Source organism: Segatella hominis (assembly GCF_004535825.1).
In the GTDB taxonomy this organism is placed as follows: Bacteria; Bacteroidota; Bacteroidia; order Bacteroidales; family Bacteroidaceae; genus Prevotella; species Prevotella hominis.
Genome location: NZ_SGVY01000009.1, coordinates 75387 through 96141, shown reverse-complemented (window position 1 = coordinate 96141; position 20755 = coordinate 75387). Strand labels below are relative to the sequence as shown.

8 protein-coding genes are annotated in these 20755 nt (G+C 46.0%); 2 read left to right on the top strand and 6 right to left on the bottom strand.

From position 1 onward, the window contains the following. Positions 1 to 104: 104 nt before the first annotated feature. The 6 genes from argB to EXN75_RS05150 form a co-directional block, all read right to left on the bottom strand. Positions 105 to 875, bottom strand: coding sequence for an acetylglutamate kinase (argB, locus tag EXN75_RS05175; protein ID WP_022109805.1), 771 nt, complete (start codon positions 873 to 875; stop codon positions 105 to 107). 81 nt (positions 876 to 956) lie between these two features. Continuing rightward, the gene (speA, locus tag EXN75_RS05170; protein ID WP_118116498.1) at positions 957 to 2849 is read right to left on the bottom strand and encodes a biosynthetic arginine decarboxylase; all 1893 of its coding nucleotides are present in this window, start codon (positions 2847 to 2849) and stop codon (positions 957 to 959) included. 113 nt (positions 2850 to 2962) lie between these two features. Further along, complete coding sequence (locus EXN75_RS05165) at positions 2963 to 3490, bottom strand: shikimate kinase (RefSeq protein WP_134843009.1); 528 nt, start codon at positions 3488 to 3490, stop codon at positions 2963 to 2965. A gap of 27 nt (positions 3491 to 3517) precedes the next feature. Continuing rightward, positions 3518 to 5845, bottom strand: coding sequence for a type I DNA topoisomerase (gene topA / locus EXN75_RS05160; protein ID WP_134843008.1), 2328 nt, complete (start codon positions 5843 to 5845; stop codon positions 3518 to 3520). A 352-nt stretch (positions 5846 to 6197) separates the two neighbouring features. Further along, positions 6198 to 6719 (bottom strand): NUDIX hydrolase, encoded by a 522-nt coding sequence (locus tag EXN75_RS05155; protein WP_167639454.1) that lies wholly within the window; start codon positions 6717 to 6719, stop codon positions 6198 to 6200. A gap of 165 nt (positions 6720 to 6884) precedes the next feature. Continuing rightward, positions 6885 to 8063, bottom strand: a complete 1179-nt coding sequence (locus tag EXN75_RS05150; RefSeq protein WP_134843006.1) for a TlpA disulfide reductase family protein — start codon at positions 8061 to 8063, stop codon at positions 6885 to 6887. A gap of 195 nt (positions 8064 to 8258) precedes the next feature. Here EXN75_RS05150 and pnp point away from each other — a divergent pair, with 195 nt between their 5' ends. Beyond that, on the top strand, positions 8259 to 10571 hold the full coding sequence (pnp, locus tag EXN75_RS05145) for a polyribonucleotide nucleotidyltransferase (protein WP_134843005.1): 2313 nt from the start codon (positions 8259 to 8261) through the stop codon (positions 10569 to 10571). A 500-nt stretch (positions 10572 to 11071) separates the two neighbouring features. Continuing rightward, entirely contained in the window at positions 11072 to 20755 is a 9684-nt protein-coding gene (locus EXN75_RS05140; RefSeq protein ID WP_167639453.1) for a LamG domain-containing protein, read from the top strand.

Below are 20755 nucleotides of genomic sequence, written 5' to 3'. Positions count from 1 at the left end.
ACTATGTTATAAGAAAGTTACAACCAATCTTAAATTATTTCTGTTTTTAACTCTTATTAAGAAATGAAGGGCTAATGAATCCTTCACTCTTCGTTCTTCACTCTTTACTTAATCACCGTTCCGTGCTTTCCGTCAATGGCAGTTGCGAGCGTGATAATCACTTCCTTTACTCCTGCATCAATGGCTGCAAGTGCATTCTCCAATTTTGGAATCATGCCACCTGCTACGGTTCCGTCAGCTTTGTATCTCTCAAAATCGGCATGGGTAATCACAGGGATCACGCTATCGTCATCGTCTGGATTGCTGAGCACGCCTTTCTTTTCAAAACTGTATATCAATGTCACATCGTAGTAAGGGGCCAGTGCCTTGGCGGTCTCGCTGGCGATGGTGTCGGCATTGGTATTGAGGATATTGCCCTTGCCGTCATGGGTCAGCGGAGCCATTACTGGGGTGATGTCTTCTTCCAGCAATGTCTGGAGCATCTTGCCGTTGGCACGTTCTACGTCGCCAACAAAGCCGAAGTCGATACCGTCCTTCAATGGGCGCTTATGACTGTGGATGACATCCATATCGGCTCCTGTCAGACCTAATGCATTCACACCGTTTGCCTGGAGCTTTGCCACCAGGTTCTTGTTGACCAGTCCACCATAAACCATGGTCACCACTTCCAGCATGTCTGCATCGGTGATACGGCGACCGTTCACCATCTTGCTCTCGATGCCAAGGGCTGCAGCTACCTTGGTGGCACGGCGACCACCGCCATGCACCAATACCTTCTTGCCAGGAATGGCTGCGAAATCCTTCAGGAGCTGTGCCAACTGCTCGCTGTCTTCTACAATGGCACCGCCTACCTTTACTACTGTTACTTTTTCCATTGTTATAATGTTTAATGTGTAGTGTTTAATGTTTAATAGAAAAGCAATTGAATTCTTCACTCTTCACTTTTCGTTCTTCACTTACTGAAGATAAGTGTATCCGAAGAGACCATTGCGATAGGTGCCCAAGAATTCCTTGCCCTCATCGAGCGAAATCTTGCCTTCCTTCACACTCTTGGTCACCCACTGCTCCAACTGGCGGACGAGTTTCTTAGGATTGTACTGTACGTAGTCCAAAACCTCTTCCACGGTCTCTCCGTCGAATATCTGGTCGATGCAGTACTTGCCGTCCTTTACAGAGATGTGGGCTGCATTGGTGTCGCCGAAGAGATTGTGCATGTCACCCAAGATTTCCTGATAAGCTCCTACGAGGAACACACCGAGATAGTATGGCTCATTCTTCTTCAATGGATGGAGAGGGAGAACATTGCCGATATGTCCGTCGGTCACGAAATTCGCTATCTTTCCGTCGCTGTCGCAGGTGATGTCCTGCAAGGTGGCATTACGGGTTGGACGCTCGTCCAGGCGCTGGATAGGCATGATAGGGAAGAGCTGGTCGATGGCCCAACTGTCTGGCAGGCTCTGGAACAGGGAGAAGTTGCAGAAATACTTGTCTGCAAGAATCTTGTCCAATCCTCTGAGCTCCTCAGGCACATGCTTCATGTGCTTGGCAAGGTTGTTGATCTCGTGGCACACGCTCCAGTACATCGCCTCAATCTCTGCACGGGTCTTCAGATCTACGATGCCGTGAGAGAAGAGCTGCAATGCCTCTTCACGTATCTGCTCTGCATCATGCCAGTCTTCCAGCATGTTGCGTGGATTCAGATTGTCCCATATCTCATACAGGTCCTTGACCAACTGGTGGTCGGTTTCCTTTGCCTCAAACTCCTCTGGCATTTCCGGCAGGGAAGCGGTCTCCAATACGTCGATGACCAATACGGAGTGGTGGGCTGAAAGCGAACGGCCACTCTCGGTGATGAGGTTAGGATGTTCGATATTATTCTTGTTGGCTGCATCCACGAAGGTATAGACGCAGTCGTTCACATATTCCTGGATGGAGTAGTTCACGGAACTTTCGCTGCTGGAAGAGCGGGTGCCGTCGTAATCCACGCCAAGACCACCACCACAATCTACGAAATCTACATTGTAGCCCATCTTGTGGAGGTTGATATAGAACTGTGCTGCTTCGCGGAGGGCAGTCTGGATGCGGCGGATCTTGGTAATCTGGCTTCCGATGTGGAAGTGGATGAGGCGCAGGCAGTCGTGGAAGCCCATCTCCTCTATCTTGTTGAGGGCGGTAAGGAGCTCGGCACTTGTCAAACCGAACTTCGATGCATCGCCACCACTCTCTGCCCATTTGCCAGAGCCTGAAGAAGCAAGCTTGATGCGGATGCCGATGTTGGGTTTCACATTGAGCTTGTTAGCCACCTTGGCGATGATATCCAGCTCATTGAGCTTTTCTACCACGATGAAGATGCGCTTACCCATCTTCTGGGCGAGCAAGGCAAGTTCGATGTAGCTCTCATCCTTGTAACCGTTGCAGATGATGAGTGAGTCGCTCTGAGCCTGCACGGCGATGACGGCATGAAGTTCTGGTTTGGAACCCGCCTCCAGTCCGAGGTTGAACTTCTTACCGTGAGAGATGATTTCCTCCACGACAGGCTGCATCTGGTTTACTTTGATAGGATAGATGACAAAGTTTTCTCCCTTGTATCCATACTCTTCCTTGGCTTTCTGAAAACAGCTGGCTGTCTTCTCAATGCGGTTGTCGAGGATGTCTGGGAAACGGAGCAATACAGGAGCGTTGATGTCCCGTAAAGCCAACTCGTCCATGATGTCGCGCAGGTCTATCTGCGTATTGTCCTTGCATGGAGTTACATAGACATCACCCTTTTCGTTGATGCCAAAGTAAGAAGTGCCCCAACCGCTGATGTTGTAGAGCTCCTTCGAGTCTTCAATAGTCCATTTCTTCATTTTCTGTTCTTGTTCTTGCTATTAGTCTGTATTATAAATGTTGTTTTGATATTGACGTGATAAAGGTAAGCTACCTTTTTCTGCGGGTGCTTACCTTTACTGCTCATTCTTTTTTAAATGCCCAACTGCTTGCGTAGCTGCTGGACGGTATCATTGATTTTATCGAAATCATCCATCACGCTGATGTCGAATATATGCTTTGCCTTGCTGTAGAAAGGCTCGCGCTGCTTGAGCTGTTCTCTGATGAATACCTGAACCTCCTCTGGTGTCTTGTTGAGCAGCAGAGGGCGTACTCCCTTGCCCATCTTCAGATGTTCGTAAAGTGTTTCTGCGGATGCTTTCAGATAGACTGTTTCTCCGCATTGGTTCATATAGTCTATGTTGTCGAAGAAGCAAGGTGTGCCTCCTCCGCAACTGACAATCACATTCTCAAACTCAGCTACTTCGTGCAGCATGTTGTGCTCTATCTGTCGGAACCCCTTTTCTCCCATTTCGTCGAAGATTTGCTTCACGGTCTTGCGCATCCTGCTTTCTATATACCAATCCAGGTCATAAAACATGACGCCGAGTTCCTTGGCAAGGGCTTTGCCGACAGTTGTCTTGCCGGCACCCATATATCCTATGATGATGATTGATTTCATTTCTCTCTTGTTGTTCTATCTGCGTTTTTATTTCCTGCGACGTGCCGTTTTTGGCTCCGGTGCTTCCTTGATGATGGTCATGCACTCTTCATAGGTAAGTGCTTCTACATTCTCCATCTTGTTTTTGGGGAGTCGGTAGTTCTTACCATCGTAGGCGATGTAAGGACCGTATTTTCCGTTCAGAAGTTCCAGCTTCTCATCTTCGGCGAAGCTCTTGAGGTGACGTTTCTGCTCAGTCTCTCTCTTCTCCTGAATGAGTTCGATGGCTCTGTCGAGAGTGATGGTCATCGGATCTTCTCCCTTAGGAATGGAAACATACTTGCGATTGTGCTGCACGTATGGACCGAAGCGACCTGTACCTACGCTCACCTTGGTGCCCTCAAACTCTCCGAGTTCGCGAGGAAGCTTGAAAAGTTCCAGTGCCTCTTCCAGCGTAATGGTTTCGATACTCAGGTTGGAAGGGAGCTGGGCAAAGAGTGGCTTATCCTTGTCTTCGGCAGAACCGATCTGTGCCACAGGACCAAATCGGCCTATCTTGACGAATACCGGTTTGCCTGTCTTAGGATCTGTTCCCAATTCTCTTTCGCCAGCCTTGTGCTCGCTGCGGGCATTCATCACCTTGCTAACTTCCGGCTCGAAATCCTTGTCGAATGTCTTCATCCACTTGTTCCATTCGGTCTTTCCTTCGGCAATGTCATCAAACTTCTGTTCCACATTGGCTGTGAAGTTGTAGTCCATGATGCCAGGGAAGTTTTCCATCAGGAAGTCGTTGACAACGATTCCGATATCTGTAGGCAGCAGTTTTCCCTTTTCGTTGCCTGCTATTTCCTTCTTCACTTTCTGTGTCACCTTGATTCCCTTCAGCGAATCGATGGTGTAGGAACGCTCAACGCCCTTCTTGTCGCCTTTCTGCACGTATTCACGTTGTTGGATGGTGCTGATGGTTGGCGCATAGGTAGAAGGACGGCCGATTCCTAAGTCTTCGAGTTTCTTTACCAGACTGGCCTCGGTATATCTCAGAGGTGCTGCCGAGAATTTCTCTGTAGCGGTGATTTCGCGGCGCTGCAGTTCGTCTCCTTCCTTCATGGCAGGGAGAATGTGTGTTGCATCTTCTGTGCCATCTTCATCATCAGTTGACTCGCGGTAAACCTTGATGAATCCGTCGAAGGTGATGACTTCACCATTGGCAACGAATTTCTCCTCAGCATTGTCGATATGAATGTTGATCGTTGTTTTCTCTATCTGCGCATCAGCCATCTGAGAGGCGATGGTGCGTTTCCAAATCAGTTCATAGAGTCGTTTCTCCTGACTGGTTCCGTCGATAGAAGTCTCATTCATATAGGTAGGGCGGATAGCCTCGTGCGCTTCCTGTGCTCCCTTGGAATGGGTGTGGTAGGCGCGTGGCTGGCTGTATTCGCTTCCATATACCTTGATGATTTCATCCTTGCTGGCATTGGTGCAGAGGGTGGAGAGGTTGACGCTATCGGTACGCATGTAGGTGATGCGTCCGCTTTCGTACAACTTCTGGGCAATCATCATGGTCTGGCTCACGGTGAATCCCAACTTTCTGGCAGCCTCCTGCTGTAGGGTAGAGGTTGTGAAAGGAGGGGCTGGTGTGCGCTTCAGAGGTTTCTTGTTGACAGCTTCTACCGTAAACTTGGCATCCTTGCATTTTTCCAGAAAAGCCTCTACTTCCTCATGTGTTTTGAAACGCTTGTCCAGTTCTGCCTTCACTTCCGTAGCATTTCCGTTTTCGTTGATCAATGCGAAGATGGCAGAAACACGGTAGTAAGATTCGCTCTTGAACTTCTGGATTTCGCGCTCACGTTCTACGATGAGTCTGACGGCTACGCTCTGTACGCGACCAGCAGAGAGAGCAGGTTTCACCTTGCGCCAAAGTACTGGAGAAAGCTTGAAACCCACCAGTCGGTCGAGGACACGGCGAGCCTGTTGGGCATTCACTAAGTTCATGTCCAAGTGGCGTGGGTGCTGAATAGCATCCAAGATAGCCGGTTTTGTAATTTCGTGGAAGACGATACGGCTTGTCTTCTCTTCATCCAATCCGAGAACTTCGCAAAGGTGCCAGCTGATGGCTTCTCCCTCGCGGTCCTCATCGGAAGCCAACCAGATCTTCTTGGCTTTCTTCGCAGTTGCTTTCAATTCTGTAACGAGCTTTTTCTTTTCATCAGGAATCTCGTAGTCTGGTTCCATGGTTTGCTCGTTTATACTAAGTTCCTTCTTTTTCAGGTCACGAATGTGGCCGTAAGAAGACATCACCTTATAGTCTTTACCTAAAAACTCTTCGATTTTCTTTGCCTTTGCAGGGCTCTCGACGATTACTAAATTTTCTTGCATAAGCTTCTACACAATTACTTTTGGCTGCAAAAGTAAATAAACTTTTTGCTTATACCTTATTATATAGTGTTTTTTTTTAGTTTTTTAAATGTTTTGCGAGAAAAAAGATGGTTTGACAGAGCGAAATTCACTACATTTGCAAAATACAGATGGAGTGATGTAAAACGGGGAGGACTGATGAGGCTCACCATGCGTTGCTGCAAAAAGCAGATGAAAGGAGCAGATTCACAGATTATACAAATCTTTTTGAAGCAAAAAAAATCTGTGTAATCTGTGAAATCTGTGGGACTTTTTATGCGTATAGGGATTTGGCTTATGACACACCCTCGTGGAACGAAGATTTATCTGTGGCTTAACGAAAATCCTTTAGGAATCTGGTAAGTCCTTTTTTGATGGAATCAAAAGCAAACTTGTCTATATCTATTTCGGAGAATGGAATCCAGTAGTAGGCGGCTGCATCATCCATGGCTTCTACATGAGATAAGTCCTTGACCTTCACCTTGAAAAACATATCGAGCGTATGAACTAAGAAGCCGGAATAAAGATAGGTGTTGGGATAGCTGAACTGATAGCTGACTTCCGTAGCTTCCAGACCCGTCTCTTCTTTTACCTCGCGTGCCATGGCCTCCTCGCCCGTCTCGTCCATATCGACAAAACCGCCTGGCATGTCGAGCATGTCTTTGCCCGGGTCATTCTTGCGGCGGACCACTAAGAGTTCATCCTTCTCATTGACGATGAGGGCAACTGTGGCGCTGCTGGCATTGAGGTAATAACTGAAACCGCAATCTTTGCATTTCTTGCTTTTGATGTTGTTGATCTCGAAATGCGGCGAACCGCATATCGGACAATACTGAAATTTGTCTAAAACGTGCATAATTTAATTAGAAATTTGTCATTTCTCATTTAAAGAAAAGAATTTCTTGTTCATTTTTTAGTGTATTAAGTTGATGATTTTTAATGGCTTTATCTGTCCATGTTGATGAATGTTGATAGAGTAAGTTCGTTAGAAACCTTTTCTTATAGAAGACCCTTGAAGGTCTTACAGAAGACTCTTGATAGCTGCATCGATGTCCTTGATCTGTGCATCGCGAGCCTGCAAGGTATTGTTGCGGTCTATCAGGAAGAAGGTAGGGATGCTCTGCACATTATAGCTTGCCAGGCTTTGTCCCTGAACGCCATCTTCGTCGCGCACGCAAATCCAAGGGATTCCGGCAGTAGAAGTCTTCCAGAAATGCTCGTCTGGATCTACGGATACCTGATAAATCTCCAGACCTGCAGCATGATACTTGTTGTAAAGGTCGCGCAGCATCATGATACGTTTGGTACTCTCTCTGTTGGCAAAGAGATGGAAGTCGAGCAGCACTACCTTGCCCTTGAGGTCGGTAAGATTGCGTACCACACCCTTGTTGTCTGTCAGCGAGAGGTTGATGCATCCATTTACGCTCACCTTGCTGGCATCAATCTGGCGCTCTGCCATCTGGTTTTCCATGATGCGAACGTCCTTCATGCCCTGGATGGCGATGTTGTGAAGGTTCTTGCCACGCTCAGCGTTAGGATAGTAAGTATCCCAACTGGTAGCCACGGCAGCAAACACCTTGATGTCATCCTTGTTGTTGCGTGGATTGAACAGCAGGGAGTTGGTGCCACCTATCTGAATGGTCTGGAAAAGAGCATAGTAGGAAGAAGCCTTCATTGGAGCCTTGAAGATATACTGGGTCTTGATGTCCTGCTTGTAGCTGTTGATCGCCTGAGCTATTGCCACGTTCATGGAGTCAACTCCCATGTTTGGATTTTTGGTGATACTGTTGATGGTAGCCTGCAGGTTCATCTGCTTGAGCGACAGTTCCTTGATGGTAGAACAGTTCTCCGAACCTTCCACCTCGTATTTGTAAGCCATCGTAGGGTATGCAGCCTTTACGAGGATGGTTTCCGTAGAGTCGATAGAGAGATTGATGGTCTGGTTGGCAATACGCAAGCGATAGAACTCAGGAGAAACAGAGTCCATGGCATTTTCTTCGAAAGCGAAGGAACCGTCTTCGCCCAACTTTACTGAGTCTATTTTCTCAGGACCGTTCAGGCTGATATTCTCCAGGTAGAGCATGGAGTCCTTGGCTTCAGTAATGTTGCCGTTGATATGAAATTTCTTGTTATTACAAGAAGTGAAAGCCAGCGCAGCAACCATGATCACTGCCACTGAAAAGATTCTGGTTATTTTCATGAATTTCTGTATTTTGCAAAATTATCGACTGCAAAGGTAGCAATAAAATTGTGAATAAGCTCTCTTAGATAGATAAAATATTTAAAAATGCAGAAAATAATTGTGCTTTTATTCGTTTATTAATAATTAAAAAGGTATCTTTGCAGCGTTTTAGATATTAGATGTTAGACAAAACAATAAGTTTTTAAATTTTAGATGAACGTAATTACAAAAAGTGTTCAGTTGCCTGATGGAAGAACCATCACAATTGAGACCGGAAAAGTTGCAAAACAGGCTGATGGTGCTGCGGTTCTCCGCATGGGTAACACAGTGCTCCTCGCAACTGTTTGTGCAGCAAAGGATGCAGTTCCGGGTACAGATTTCATGCCTTTGCAAGTAGATTACCGTGAGCAGTACAGTGCTGCTGGTCGTTTCCCTGGTGGTTTCACCAAGCGCGAAGGCAAAGCCAGCGACGAGGAGATCCTTACCTCTCGCCTTGTGGACCGTGCTTTGCGTCCACTTTTCCCTTCTAACTACCATGCAGAAGTTTATGTACAGGTAATGTTGCTCTCAGCCGATGGTGTTGACCAGCCAGATGCCCTTGCAGGTTTCGCTGCTTCAGCTGCCATGGCTTGTTCAGATATTCCTTTCGAGCACTACATCTCTGAGGTTCGTGTAGCTCGTATCAATGGTGAGTATGTTGTTAACCCTACATTCCAGCAGATGGAAGAGGCTGACATGGATATCATGGTTGGTGCTACCAAGGAGAACATCATGATGGTGGAAGGTGAGATGAAGGAAGTTTCTGAGCAGGATCTGATCGGTGCCCTCAAGGCTGCTGCCGAGGCTATCAAGCCTATGTGCGAGCTCCAGTATGAGTTGGCTAAGGAGAAGGGTACTGACGTGAAGCGTGAGTACGACCACGAGATCAACGACGAGGAACTCCGTGAGCAGATCAAGTCTGAGCTTTACAAGCCAGCTTACGATATCAACCACCAGGCTTTGGAGAAACATGCTCGTCAGGATGCTTTCGACAAGGTTTTGGCTGACTTCCTTGAGAAGTATGACGCTGCTCATACCGATCTCTCTGAGGAAGACTTGGAGGAGAAACACGCTGAGGCTACCCGCTACTATGATGACGTAATGCGCGATGCTATGCGTCGTTGCATCCTCGATGAGGGCTTGCGTCTTGATGGTCGTGCTACTACAGATATCCGCCCTATCTGGTGCGAGGTGTCTCCACTCCCAATGCCTCACGGAAGTGCTATCTTCCAGCGTGGTGAGACGATGTCTCTCTCTACATGTACTCTTGGTACAAAGATGGATGAGAAGCTTATCGACGGTGTGCTCGAGAAGAGCTACCAGCGCTTCCTCCTTCACTATAACTTCCCTCCATTCTCTACAGGTGAGGCTAAGGCTCAGCGCGGCGTAGGCCGTCGTGAGATTGGTCACGGTCACTTGGCATGGCGTGGTTTGAAGGGTCAGATTCCTGCTGACTTCCCTTACACAGTACGTTTGGTAAGCCAGATTCTCGAGTCTAACGGTTCTTCTTCTATGGCTACTGTTTGTGCCGGTACTCTCGCCCTGATGGATGCAGGTGTTCCAATGAAGAAGCCAGTTTCAGGTATTGCTATGGGTCTTATCAAGAATCCAGGTGAGGACAAGTACGCTATCCTCAGTGATATCCTCGGTGATGAGGACCACTTGGGTGACATGGACTTCAAGACCACTGGTACCCGTGATGGTTTGACCGCTACACAGATGGATATCAAGTGTGACGGTTTGAGCTTCGAGATTCTTGAGGAGGCTTTGATGCAGGCTAAGGCTGGTCGTGAGCACATCCTCAACTGCATGATGGAGACTATCTCTGAGCCACGTGCTGAGATGAAGCCACAGGTTCCACGTATCGTAGCATTCGATATTCCTAAGGAGTTCATCGGTGCTGTCATCGGTCCTGGTGGTAAGATTATCCAGCAGATGCAGGAGGATACGGGTGCTACTATCACTATCGAGGAGACTGATGGTAAGGGTCACGTACAGGTATCTGCTCCTAACAAGGATTCTATCGATGCAGCTTTGGGTAAGATCAAGGCTATCGTAGCTGTTCCTGAGGTTGGTGAGGTTTACGAGGGTACAGTTCGTTCTATCATGCCTTACGGTTGCTTCGTAGAGATTCTCCCTGGTAAGGATGGTTTGCTCCACATCTCTGAGATTGACTGGAAACGTCTTGAGACAGTTGAAGAGGCTGGTATCAAGGAAGGCGACAAGATCAAGGTGAAGTTGATGGAGATTGATCCTAAGACTGGCAAGTACAAGCTCTCTCACCGTGTGTTGATGGAGAAGCCAGAGGGTTATGTTGAGCGTGAGCGTCGTCCACGTCCTGAGCGTGGTGAGCGTCGTCCTCGCCGTGATGATCGTCATGAGGGTCGTGGTGAGCGTCCAGCTCGTCAGCCACGCCGTTACGAGCATCGTAACGACGAGCAGGCTCCTAAGGATTTCAACGATTCTTTGGACCACAACAATGATTAATCATCTTCAGAAAATGATGGATTAATCATCATCCGATTCGAATATATCATTTCGAATATATATAATAAGGTGTATCTCAGCAAATGGGATACACCTTTTATTTTTTTTACTACAAGGAAAATCCTTAAAAGTTTTAGTGAAAGTTATCGGGGCGTATTGGGCAGATGGTCAGGAATATGTCCTCTTTTTGTCTAAAATATAGTTGCATTCATAGGAATGCAACACCTAAATTATAGGAATGCAACTATTTTGTTGAGGAATGCAACACCCTTTTTCGCTTTTTTTCTCTAAATTTGTCAACCAAACCTATTGATTGAATTTGTTAATGATTCCAGACAGCGTTTTTTAATTACAGTAAAAGAGTGTTTGATTCCAGTCTGAATTTGAATTCCAGTAAGAGTGAATGGTCATGTTCTTTGATATAGGTAAGAGTGAATGATAAAGTTTTTCGATATATATTAATTCTAATAATAATTTTTATGAAGCATTTTCTACAACAAATGAAAAGAGATGCCCTGGCTCCTCCAAGAAGAGCTTGGGCTATGCGGCATTGGGCATTGAGCCTGCTGCTATTGGTAATGTTACAGTTTGTGGGTACACCTGTCAAGGCGCAAACGCCTTGGGTGAATGATGTGCATGGACAAAATTTTCCAGGAACGTTGCACGTTTATTTCAATTTCAACTTTTTCTGTTGGGATGGAGATAATGGTGCATACGATGATGAGGTGTGGCTCCAGGTGAACGGTAAAGATGTTATCAATCTTAAAACAGTATGGAGTCTTATTTCGGGTAGTCGTAACAACGAAGATAACCTGAAGAAGAAAAATTATAACTGGGTAGTTGGAAAACCAAAATCTTTTTCCAAAAATGGCTATAGAGGCACGGTCGCTCTCAGTAACATTCAAAATACAGAAGGCAAATGGATGGGTACTACAGTTGATCTTATTCTGGAACGTTGGATTTACAATAATTCAAATGAGATTACGATTCGAGGAAAGTGGAGATATAAGGACAACTCTACCAGTAATGACCTAAAAGTCAAAGTCGGAACATTCAACTTCCCTTCGATGTCTTGGCCTGACATTTATTTTAAGCGTACTGCCGATGGGGTAGTTCAGGCTTATTCCACGAATTTGCTAGAAGAAAAATATAATAACTGTGGAGGTAAAGATAAATCGGGTACTTTAAGGTATGCTTATCGTTTCTCGAAGAAATATGAGGGAAACGTAAATTGGCCAAGCGAACCGATCCAGATTGAAACTTATTGGGATAATCTCAATTCTACTCCCAAGAAGGTGAAAACGGATTTTGTGGATTGTACAGAATCTGCAACTTCGGCTTATGTGACAATGAAACTTGACAATTTTAAGGCTCATTGCCTGCATCCTTTTATCACTCGTTTTGCGCCCAATTATAGGTCATATCCTCTTAACGGAAGCCAATGTATAGAGAACAATGTCTATTTTAATAGAAGTTATGAGAGGGACCATTGGGTCAATGGATATCCACGTCCAAAGTCGATTTCTACTTCTACCAATTCCTGGACAAAGAATGTGATCCTCTCTTGGACACCGGAAATTGCTGATCCTAGACATGTGACCACACAGGGTAAATGGGTGGTTTTCCGCAGGAAGAGTGGTTCGAGCACTTATGAAAAATTGAAGGAATTGGCATATAGTGACAAGCAGGTATCATATACAGATGAGGATACTAAGGACTACAATACTACTTATTATTATTATGTGGCATTCCAACCGAATGAATGGAATACTTCCATAATGAAGCCAGAGGATGCTACCAATTTGTATAAGAGTACTTATACGTCTATATCAACGAGCAACCCTCTGAAGTCTATATTGGCATCGAATAATTTGGATAATAAAATTACAGTGACTTGTAGTTTCTATTCTTTCGAAAATGCTACGTCTTCTAACCCTTATAAACTTCTGGTTTATCGCCGTGCAAAAGGTACTACGGATTGGGGAGAAGTCTTCCATGAGACAACTATTAGTGACAAGAACGTCACAAGTCATTCCTTTGATGATACCAAAATTGCCAATGCTTGCGTGAAATACCAATATATGATGAAAGTTGCAGCACAAGAAACAACTTTCACAAGTAACATATGTGATGGTGGTATTGATGGAAACTCTGAGGTGACTAGTGTCAATGCAAGCCGTGGAGCTTACAGCGGTACAGTGCGTGTCAACTGGGATGTCAAGCAAGTAGGTACAGACTTGACCTATTTCAATGTGCGCCGTCGCCTCTTAGGAAGCGATGCAGAATATCAAAATATATATACTACTTCTGGTGTGGCTGAGACTTATACATACGAGGATAATTCTGCTCAACCAGGCTCTTACTACCAGTATGAGGTGGAATGTTATCGCAAGTGTAAGGAAACAGGAACTATTAGTCCTGGTGCATCACAAGAAACGGATGGTTTTGCTCTTGCTACGGGAGTTGTCAGCGGTCGTATATCTTATGATACAGGCACGGCAGTGGAAGGTGTGAAAGTGATAGCGGAAGCAAATAATGCTGATGGAGAAAAACTGAAGGCATTCCATGCGCTCAGCACTACCAAAAATGTGACCTGTCAGGTGGGTATTGCCAAGCCTAAAGAGACGATGGCATCTTTGTTCGGTAATCCATGGACTGCACAGACGTATATCAAGATAGACCAATTCCCGGAAAATGGTATGCACGTCTTCGCTACCAATTTTTTCTATTTTGCAGTTGGATCTACAGGTGATCTCAGTATAGGACTATCTTATCTTAAAAATAACAATATAGAGATTGACCGCCGTTATTTGGACAAGAAAATTACAATAGCGACGGGCAAGTTCTATAATGCATCTGTTTCTTTCGATGGAAATGCGACATATACAGTGCGTGTTATAGGGGAAAACGGAAAAATCCAAAGTGCCAAGGTGCAGATTTCAGATCCAAGTGCATATAAGATGGTTGATGCCATTTTGTCTGCAAATAGGGATTACTTGCCTGAATCTGGACTTTGGTATGGAGATAGCAGAGGTGATAACCAAACTTATTCTGGTGTCATCGACGAATGTCGCTTCTGGACAAAGGAATTGACAGACGACCAAATCAAGAAGAACTATAATCACACGCTGTCGGGCAGTGAGGATGGTCTCTACTTGTATTATAAGTTTGATGAGGGTATTACTAATCAAACCATAGCTTATGACTACTCGAAGACGGGTGGTGTCTCTAATGGAAACCATGGTACTATCAGTAATATGGCTGTTACCGATGACGTGCCTTCGGAGGATCAGCTCTCCTTGTCGGCATATACCGACGTGAATGGTAACTATACCATCAGTGGCGTGCCTTTCTCTGGCGATGGTACCAGCTATACTATCCGTCCTTCCAAGGGCACACATGAGTTCTCTGCTGCCAAGGCAAACCGCTTTGTTAGTGCACAGTCGCTCGTTCACAATGGTGTGGACTTCCAGGATGTCAGTTCATTCTCTGTCAGCGGTGTCGTATATTATCAAGGTACTACAATCCCTGTAGAGGGTGTGCAGTTTGCCGTGGATGGTGTGTCTTGCACCAAGGATGGTGAGTTTATCCAAACCAACGAAAAGGGTGAATATACCATCAGCGTGCCTATCGGCTATCACTATATCAGTGCCAGCAAGCTCGGTCATAAATTCTGCAATGCAGATGGCAAGTCGTATAAGGGTATGGGGTATTATCCTACCCAGAATGAGGATGCTAATAAGATGGAGACATTCGAGTTTACCCGAGATATTCCATCCATTACGTTCTACGATACCACGCTTGTACCTATCGTAGGTCGTGTGACGGGTGGTGCGGTAGAGAATGAAAAACCGCTTGGTTTGGGACAGTCAGTCAACAACATTGGTCAGGCTACATTGACCCTGAAGGCTTCTGATACTTATAGTATGAATGTAAGTCTGGAAAAGAATGGACAGGCTTATGAATATGTGACGGCAAAGACCGATAGAGTATTTGCTGTTCCTGCTGATGCTGTTTGTAACTCTACTACTACTGTGGGTTCCGGTTCTGCCGATAAGGCACGTATCATTACCATCAAGACCGACCCTAAGACCGGTGAGTTTGCTGCTATGGTTCCACCGCTTCAATATACTGTGACTGGAATTAATATTGACAGCAACAGCGATATCAGTTGGAATACGGCTGAAATCATCAATGCTACTGATCCACAGGCTACATCTGCCGATTCTATCAAAGTAGAGGATGGCTATAAGAAGTTTGAATATGTAGCATCGCTGAAGAAGAGTTACCGCAGTTCGGCTATCCTGGATGTGGTTCAGAAGAATGTAGAGGCTGAAGGTGCCTTTGGTGAACCAACCTATGAGCTGGTTGCTGAAGATGGCACCAAGAAATCGATAGAACTATATAATAAGGAGAAAACGTTTACTCTGCCAAAGACTGCAAATGCGGATGCCTATACCTTCGGTTATCCGATTTTCGTTCAGGGAGGCAACTACGAGTTCGACCTGAGTTTGTATGAAAAGTATTTCAACCATGACGCAGATGCTCCTGTCAAGGAGTCAAAGGTGCCATTGGCAAACAATACGGTGAACATCACCAACCAGATGGGATTTGGTACTTCTGTCTATGTCACCGGTGACAAGGACGGTGAGGTATATGAGTCTTCTCAGACTGAAATCGAGCTCGACTCTTTAGGTCATGGAACCTACTCTTGGCAAGCTGGTTCTCCAAATATCCTGACTCCTTACACCCGTACGCTCACGATGAGCTATCCTATAGATGGTGTGGAGAAGAACTGGAGTGGCAACGGATTCCAGGGCATTGTCTTGGGACAGTTGACTTCGGGCAGCAACTTCGTGACCTCTGGTCCTGACGAGGTGATTATGATTCTTCGTGACCCAGCAGGCTCCGGATCAAATGCTTATATCGAGGAAGGACAGTCCTTCTCTACCACCAAGATGCGTGGCGGAACTATAAAATATGCCAATGAGACGAGCGTCAAGGCAAGCATGGGTTGCGAAACTACCATTACAACCGGTACGGCAGGTATGGGTGCTCTGGTAACTAAAGATACCAAAATAGAAGTGAAGAACGAGTTGGAAGTGGGAGTCAAGATTGACGAAGAGGTGAGAATGGGAAATACTACTGTACAGACCATTACCACTACCAAGCGTATCTCTACCAGCGATCAGCCGGAGTATGTAGGCGATCAGGGTGACGTCTTCATCGGTTCTTCTGTGAACTACAATTTCGGCAATGCCCGACAGGTAGGTATCTATGCGGCTGATGCTAATAGTGTGCCAGCGCTGGAGAAACGCGATGTGATGAGCGTGGGTACTCGTTATGGTACTGAGTTCTCCTATACTCAGAACTATGTGGAGAACGTACTGCTGCCAAACTTCAAGAAGTTGCGTAACTCTTGCTTGGTACATGTGAACAGCTATGATGGCTATGTCAATAACACAGACAAGCCTGTTTATATCACCAAGTTGTCTAATACTGATTCCAGATTAGGCTCCAACAATAGTGATAAGAAAGTTTGGGGAGCCAAGGCTTCCAAGTCTGGTGAACTTAGCGGTGAGTCTTATAAGATGGTCTTGCCAAAGAGTGCATACAATGGTTCTCAATTGAAGGACGACTATGTGGCAAGCGATACCATCGCCTGGTATAATGCGCAGATTTCTGCATGGACACAGGTTTTGGCCAACAATGAGAAGGCAAAGGTGACTGCCATCGAGAATGCTGAGTACAAGCGTACGAACTATTCTTTTGATGCCGGTTCAAGTGTGTCCAGTTCTACCCAATCGGTGAACAGTAAGGATTTCACCGTGGAAAGCGAGACTTCGCTGCTGATTGTAGGTAGTGGAAAACTTGGATTTGCATTTGATGGAAATGGTGTTGAGGTTTTGACAAAAGAAGAAAAGGGAGGTGGCGCGACTACCAGTGATGGCAGCACCGAGGAGTCTTCTCGTGAAGTGGGCTTCTCGCTTGTAGAGATAGGTGATGCCGATGCACTTTCTATTGATGTCATCGATGCTCCTGATGGATTTGGACCTATCTTCTATACTCGTGCCGGACAAACCAGTTGCCCATACGAGGATGAGGTGAAGACCAAGTATTACAGACCGGGTACTACCATCCAGACAAAGACTGCTCAGGTGGAGCAGCCTCATCTCAGTGCCAAGGAAACTTCTGTGACAGGTGTACCAAGTGGCAAACCTGCTACATTTACCATCTACTTGCAGAATACCAGTGAGGCTGATATCGACAGTTACTTCAACTTGAATGTGGTCGATTCTTCCAATCCAAATGGTGCTGCTGTCAAGATGGACGGTAAGGATGTGACCGCTGGTCGTACCATTCTCGTACCAGCAGGTGAGACTGTAACCAAGACTTTGCAGATTTCACAGACCAATCCTGACATTTATGATTATAAGGATTTGCAGCTTCGTATGTCAAGCACCTGTGATAGCAATATCGAGGAAATCCTGAAACTCAGTGCCTACTTCCAGCAGACGAGTAGTGATGTCTCTCTGAAGGCAGCTGAGAGTGCCATCAATATGGAGACGGGTACTTCGATGCATCTTACCATCAGCAATTATGATAAGAATGCTCGTGGTATGAAGAGTGTTCGCCTGCAGGTACAGCAGCAGGGCAATCCGCAGTGGCTTACCGTGAAAGAGTGGGTAGTCAGCGAGAAGGAAGCGGCTGCTGATAAGAACAAGGGCTTGTTGCCTGATGAAGGTACATTCAATTATGTCTTCAGTATGGCAAACAATGATACTTATCCTGATGGTCAATGGAATATCCGTACCATTACGGTGAGCAACTTTGGTGGTGAAGAGGTGACGAAGTCTTCTGAGGTCATTTCCTTCTATAAGGATATGGCTCGCCCACAGGTGATTAGCAATCCTAATCCATCTAATGGCGTACTTACCGCAGACAGCGAAATCTCCTTGACTTTCAACGAGGATATTCGTTCTGGTGCGATGAGCAAGGCTGACAACTTCTCTATCCAGGGAGAATTGAATGATGCACAGGTAGCTCATGATGTGGCCCTGAATCTGACAGGTGGCGAAGGTGCCAAGACCAATGCCAGCTTCAATTTAAGCAATAAGTCGTTTGCCGTCAATATGTGGATGCGTTACTCTGCCAAGGGTGAAGTGTTCTCACATGGCACGAAGGCTGGCAGAATGACCGTGAGCGTGGCTGATGATGACAAGATGGTAGTTGATGTCAATGGACAGAAATTTACCAGCGACAATGCTTTCAAGAAGAATACCTGGCAGTTTGTCAGCTTCAGTTATGATGCAGAGAAGCAGACCCTCAATGCCAATTATGCTTATGATGCCTTTGATGTTGTCTTGTTCAACAATTTAAAGGTTGGTGAGTACAAAGGCAATGGTCCTATCACATTGGGTGAGAAGATGCAAGGTCAGATACATGATGTCAGTCTTTGGAATCAGGCTCGTCCTTGGAGTGAGGCTCAGAATGAAATGTACGAGCGGAAGACCCGTTATAGCGATGGCTTGATGGGCTATTGGCGACTGGATGAAGGTCATGGTGGTTTGGCTACCGACTATGCTCGCAGTCGTGATCTCGTTTTGCCTTCTGCTACAGCCTGGTATTTGGCAAGCAAGAATTATGCACTTGCCTTGGACGGAAAGACCGTCGTTGCTGTGGATGCTTCCAAGATCGCCACAACCCATGAGGAAAGCTATTTGGCTGAATTCTGGTTCCGTGCAGAGGAAAAACAGAATGGTAAGGCGAATGTCTTCGGATTCAATAGCAAGGATCAGCTCGACATCTTTGTGGATGAGGCTGGTTTGCTCAAGATGAATGTGAATGGCGCTGATTATGCAATCGGTTCTGACAAGGTGACTGACAACCAGTGGCACCATGTAGCTATCAATGTGCTGAAGAGTACATCAGGTTCTGCTACGGTTTATCTCGATGGTGTGGCTAAGAAGCAGATGATGGCTTCTGTTCTTCCTGCCATCCAGACAAGTAAGTTGTTCTTGGGTGGTAAGTATGATGGTGCTCAGGCTACGGATATGCTGAAGGGTGCGATAGATGAAATCCGTATCTGGAAGGGTCGCCGTATGGGTGATGTCATAAAGAACAATATGTATGCCCGTGTCAATAAGGCAAGTGATGGCTTGATAGCTTACTATCCTTTCGAGGAAGGTGGGCTTGATGAAGGTAATGCGCCTACCATCTTAGCAACGCTCTCCGACCAGAGTGCTACACGCTCTGGGGAAGTTAAGCCTGTCAATGTGCCTGTAACTCTTGCGCCTACTTCTGATAATGTACCGGCATTGAAGTCTGTACCTGATAAGCAGAATGTAAGCTTCGAATATGTGGCAAGCGAACGTAAGATTCTGGTAAATCTCACAGAGCAACCACAACGTATCGAGGGATGCACGCTGACTGTAACGGTCAAGAATGTACGTGACAGTCACAACAACTATTCTGAGAATGTGACATGGGATGTCTATGTTCGCCAAAACCAACTCGTATGGAAGCAGGATGAAGTGGAAACCGTGAAGCATGGTACAGAAAAGGTGAGCATCGAGGCTGAAATCAATAATAATAGTGGTACTACAGAGTCATGGACTGTAAGCGGTTTGCCATCTTGGCTCACTCTGGAGAATGAAACGGGCTATCTGCCTGCGCTCTCCAGCAAGAAGTTGACCTTTGCGGTTGATCCTGCTCTTGCCATCGGCAGTCAGGAGGCTACGATTTACCTGACTGGTAACTTGGGCGTACCAGAACCTATGGTCATCAAGGTGAACAGTACGAGTGTGGCTCCAGACTGGAGCGTAAATTCTGCAGATTACGAATTTACGATGAATGTCAATGGTCAGCTTGAAATCAATGGTGAGATGTCGCAAGACGTGAATGACATCGTGGCTGCCTTCCGAGGTGACAGATGTGTGGGTGTGGCTAAGCCTACTTACTTCTCTCGCTATGATGCTTACTATGTGCTCATGAATGTATATGGTAATGCTGAGGACAACGGCAAGGACTTGACCTATAAGGTGTTTGAGGCTAAGACAGGTAGAGTTCTTCCGATGGTAGAGGTGAGCATGGACAAGGCGAACATGTTTGTGACCGACAATATCGTTGGTACCATCTCTTCACCTAACGTTTGGAATGCCCAGGAAAAGGTAGAGCAAATCCTGAATCTCAAGAAAGGATGGCAATGGAGCAGCTTCTATGTGAATCCTGATAATGGAAGTGCTGATGAACTTCTCGCTGGCATCAAGAATCAGGTGAACTATATGATCAGTGAAAATGGACAGTGGACTCCTACCAGCAATTCCATCAATGAGATGGTAGCTGGCGAGATGTACAAAATCCAGGGCAATGCGCCTGTATCTCTGTCTGTTGTCGGTGATGCTATTGATGTCGCCAATGATCCTGTTGTCATCAAACCTAATTGGAACTGGATTGGCTATAAGGCTCCTGGATACGTTTCTCTCGGCAATGCGTTTGCTGATCTCGAACCTCAGGAAGGTGATGTCGTCAAGAGTCAGACTGCTTTTGCTTCTTGGAACAGTAGTGAATGGGTAGGCTCTTTGGAGGCTTTGAAGTCGGGCGAGGGTTACTTGTATTATTCTACTCGTAATCAGCAGCAGACTTTCCATTATCCATCTGCAACTTCTTCTGCTGCCAGGGAAACCTCTATGGCTAAGAGCATGAGACTGGGTGGAGATGATGCAGTGAATGAGAAAACTGAGATTGCCCAGATGCATCAAGGCAATATGAACGTCATTGCCCGTGTGGTAGATAAGCATGGTGCTGTCCGTTCGGATGCCGTAGTCAGAGTGATTGATGGTGATGGTGAACTTCGTGCCTTGACTGATGAGGCTCATGCTGATCTTTATTTCATCACGATTGCTGGTGAGAACAGTGGTGCTAACTTGCGTTTCATCGTCAGCGTGGATGGAATGGAACAGGTGATTCCTGGAACCATGTTCTATCGTGACGACGCTATCGTGGGTAGTCTTGACCAACCTCTCGTCATCGACTTGGCTTCTACCACGGGTATTGGCTCTGTCAAGACGGATGAGGATAGTTCAGAAGCAACGTATGACTTGAACGGTAGGCGTGTGGCTAAGCATGCTATCGAGTCTGTTGTCATTCGTGGTAACAAGAAATTCGTTCATCTTAACAAGTAA

What these genes read in the sequence shown, in the direction of transcription:
- EXN75_RS05140 (WP_167639453.1), top strand. Translation starts at nt 11,072, where the DNA reads ATGAAAAGAGATGCCCTGGCTCCTCCAAGAAGAGCTTGGGCTATGCGG.
- topA (WP_134843008.1), bottom strand. Translation starts at nt 5,845, where the DNA reads ATGCAAGAAAATTTAGTAATCGTCGAGAGCCCTGCAAAGGCAAAGAAA.
- EXN75_RS05165 (WP_134843009.1), bottom strand. Translation starts at nt 3,490, where the DNA reads ATGAAATCAATCATCATCATAGGATATATGGGTGCCGGCAAGACAACT.
- speA (WP_118116498.1), bottom strand. Translation starts at nt 2,849, where the DNA reads ATGAAGAAATGGACTATTGAAGACTCGAAGGAGCTCTACAACATCAGC.
- EXN75_RS05150 (WP_134843006.1), bottom strand. Translation starts at nt 8,063, where the DNA reads ATGAAAATAACCAGAATCTTTTCAGTGGCAGTGATCATGGTTGCTGCG.
- argB (WP_022109805.1), bottom strand. Translation starts at nt 875, where the DNA reads ATGGAAAAAGTAACAGTAGTAAAGGTAGGCGGTGCCATTGTAGAAGAC.
- pnp (WP_134843005.1), top strand. Translation starts at nt 8,259, where the DNA reads ATGAACGTAATTACAAAAAGTGTTCAGTTGCCTGATGGAAGAACCATC.
- EXN75_RS05155 (WP_167639454.1), bottom strand. Translation starts at nt 6,719, where the DNA reads ATGCACGTTTTAGACAAATTTCAGTATTGTCCGATATGCGGTTCGCCG.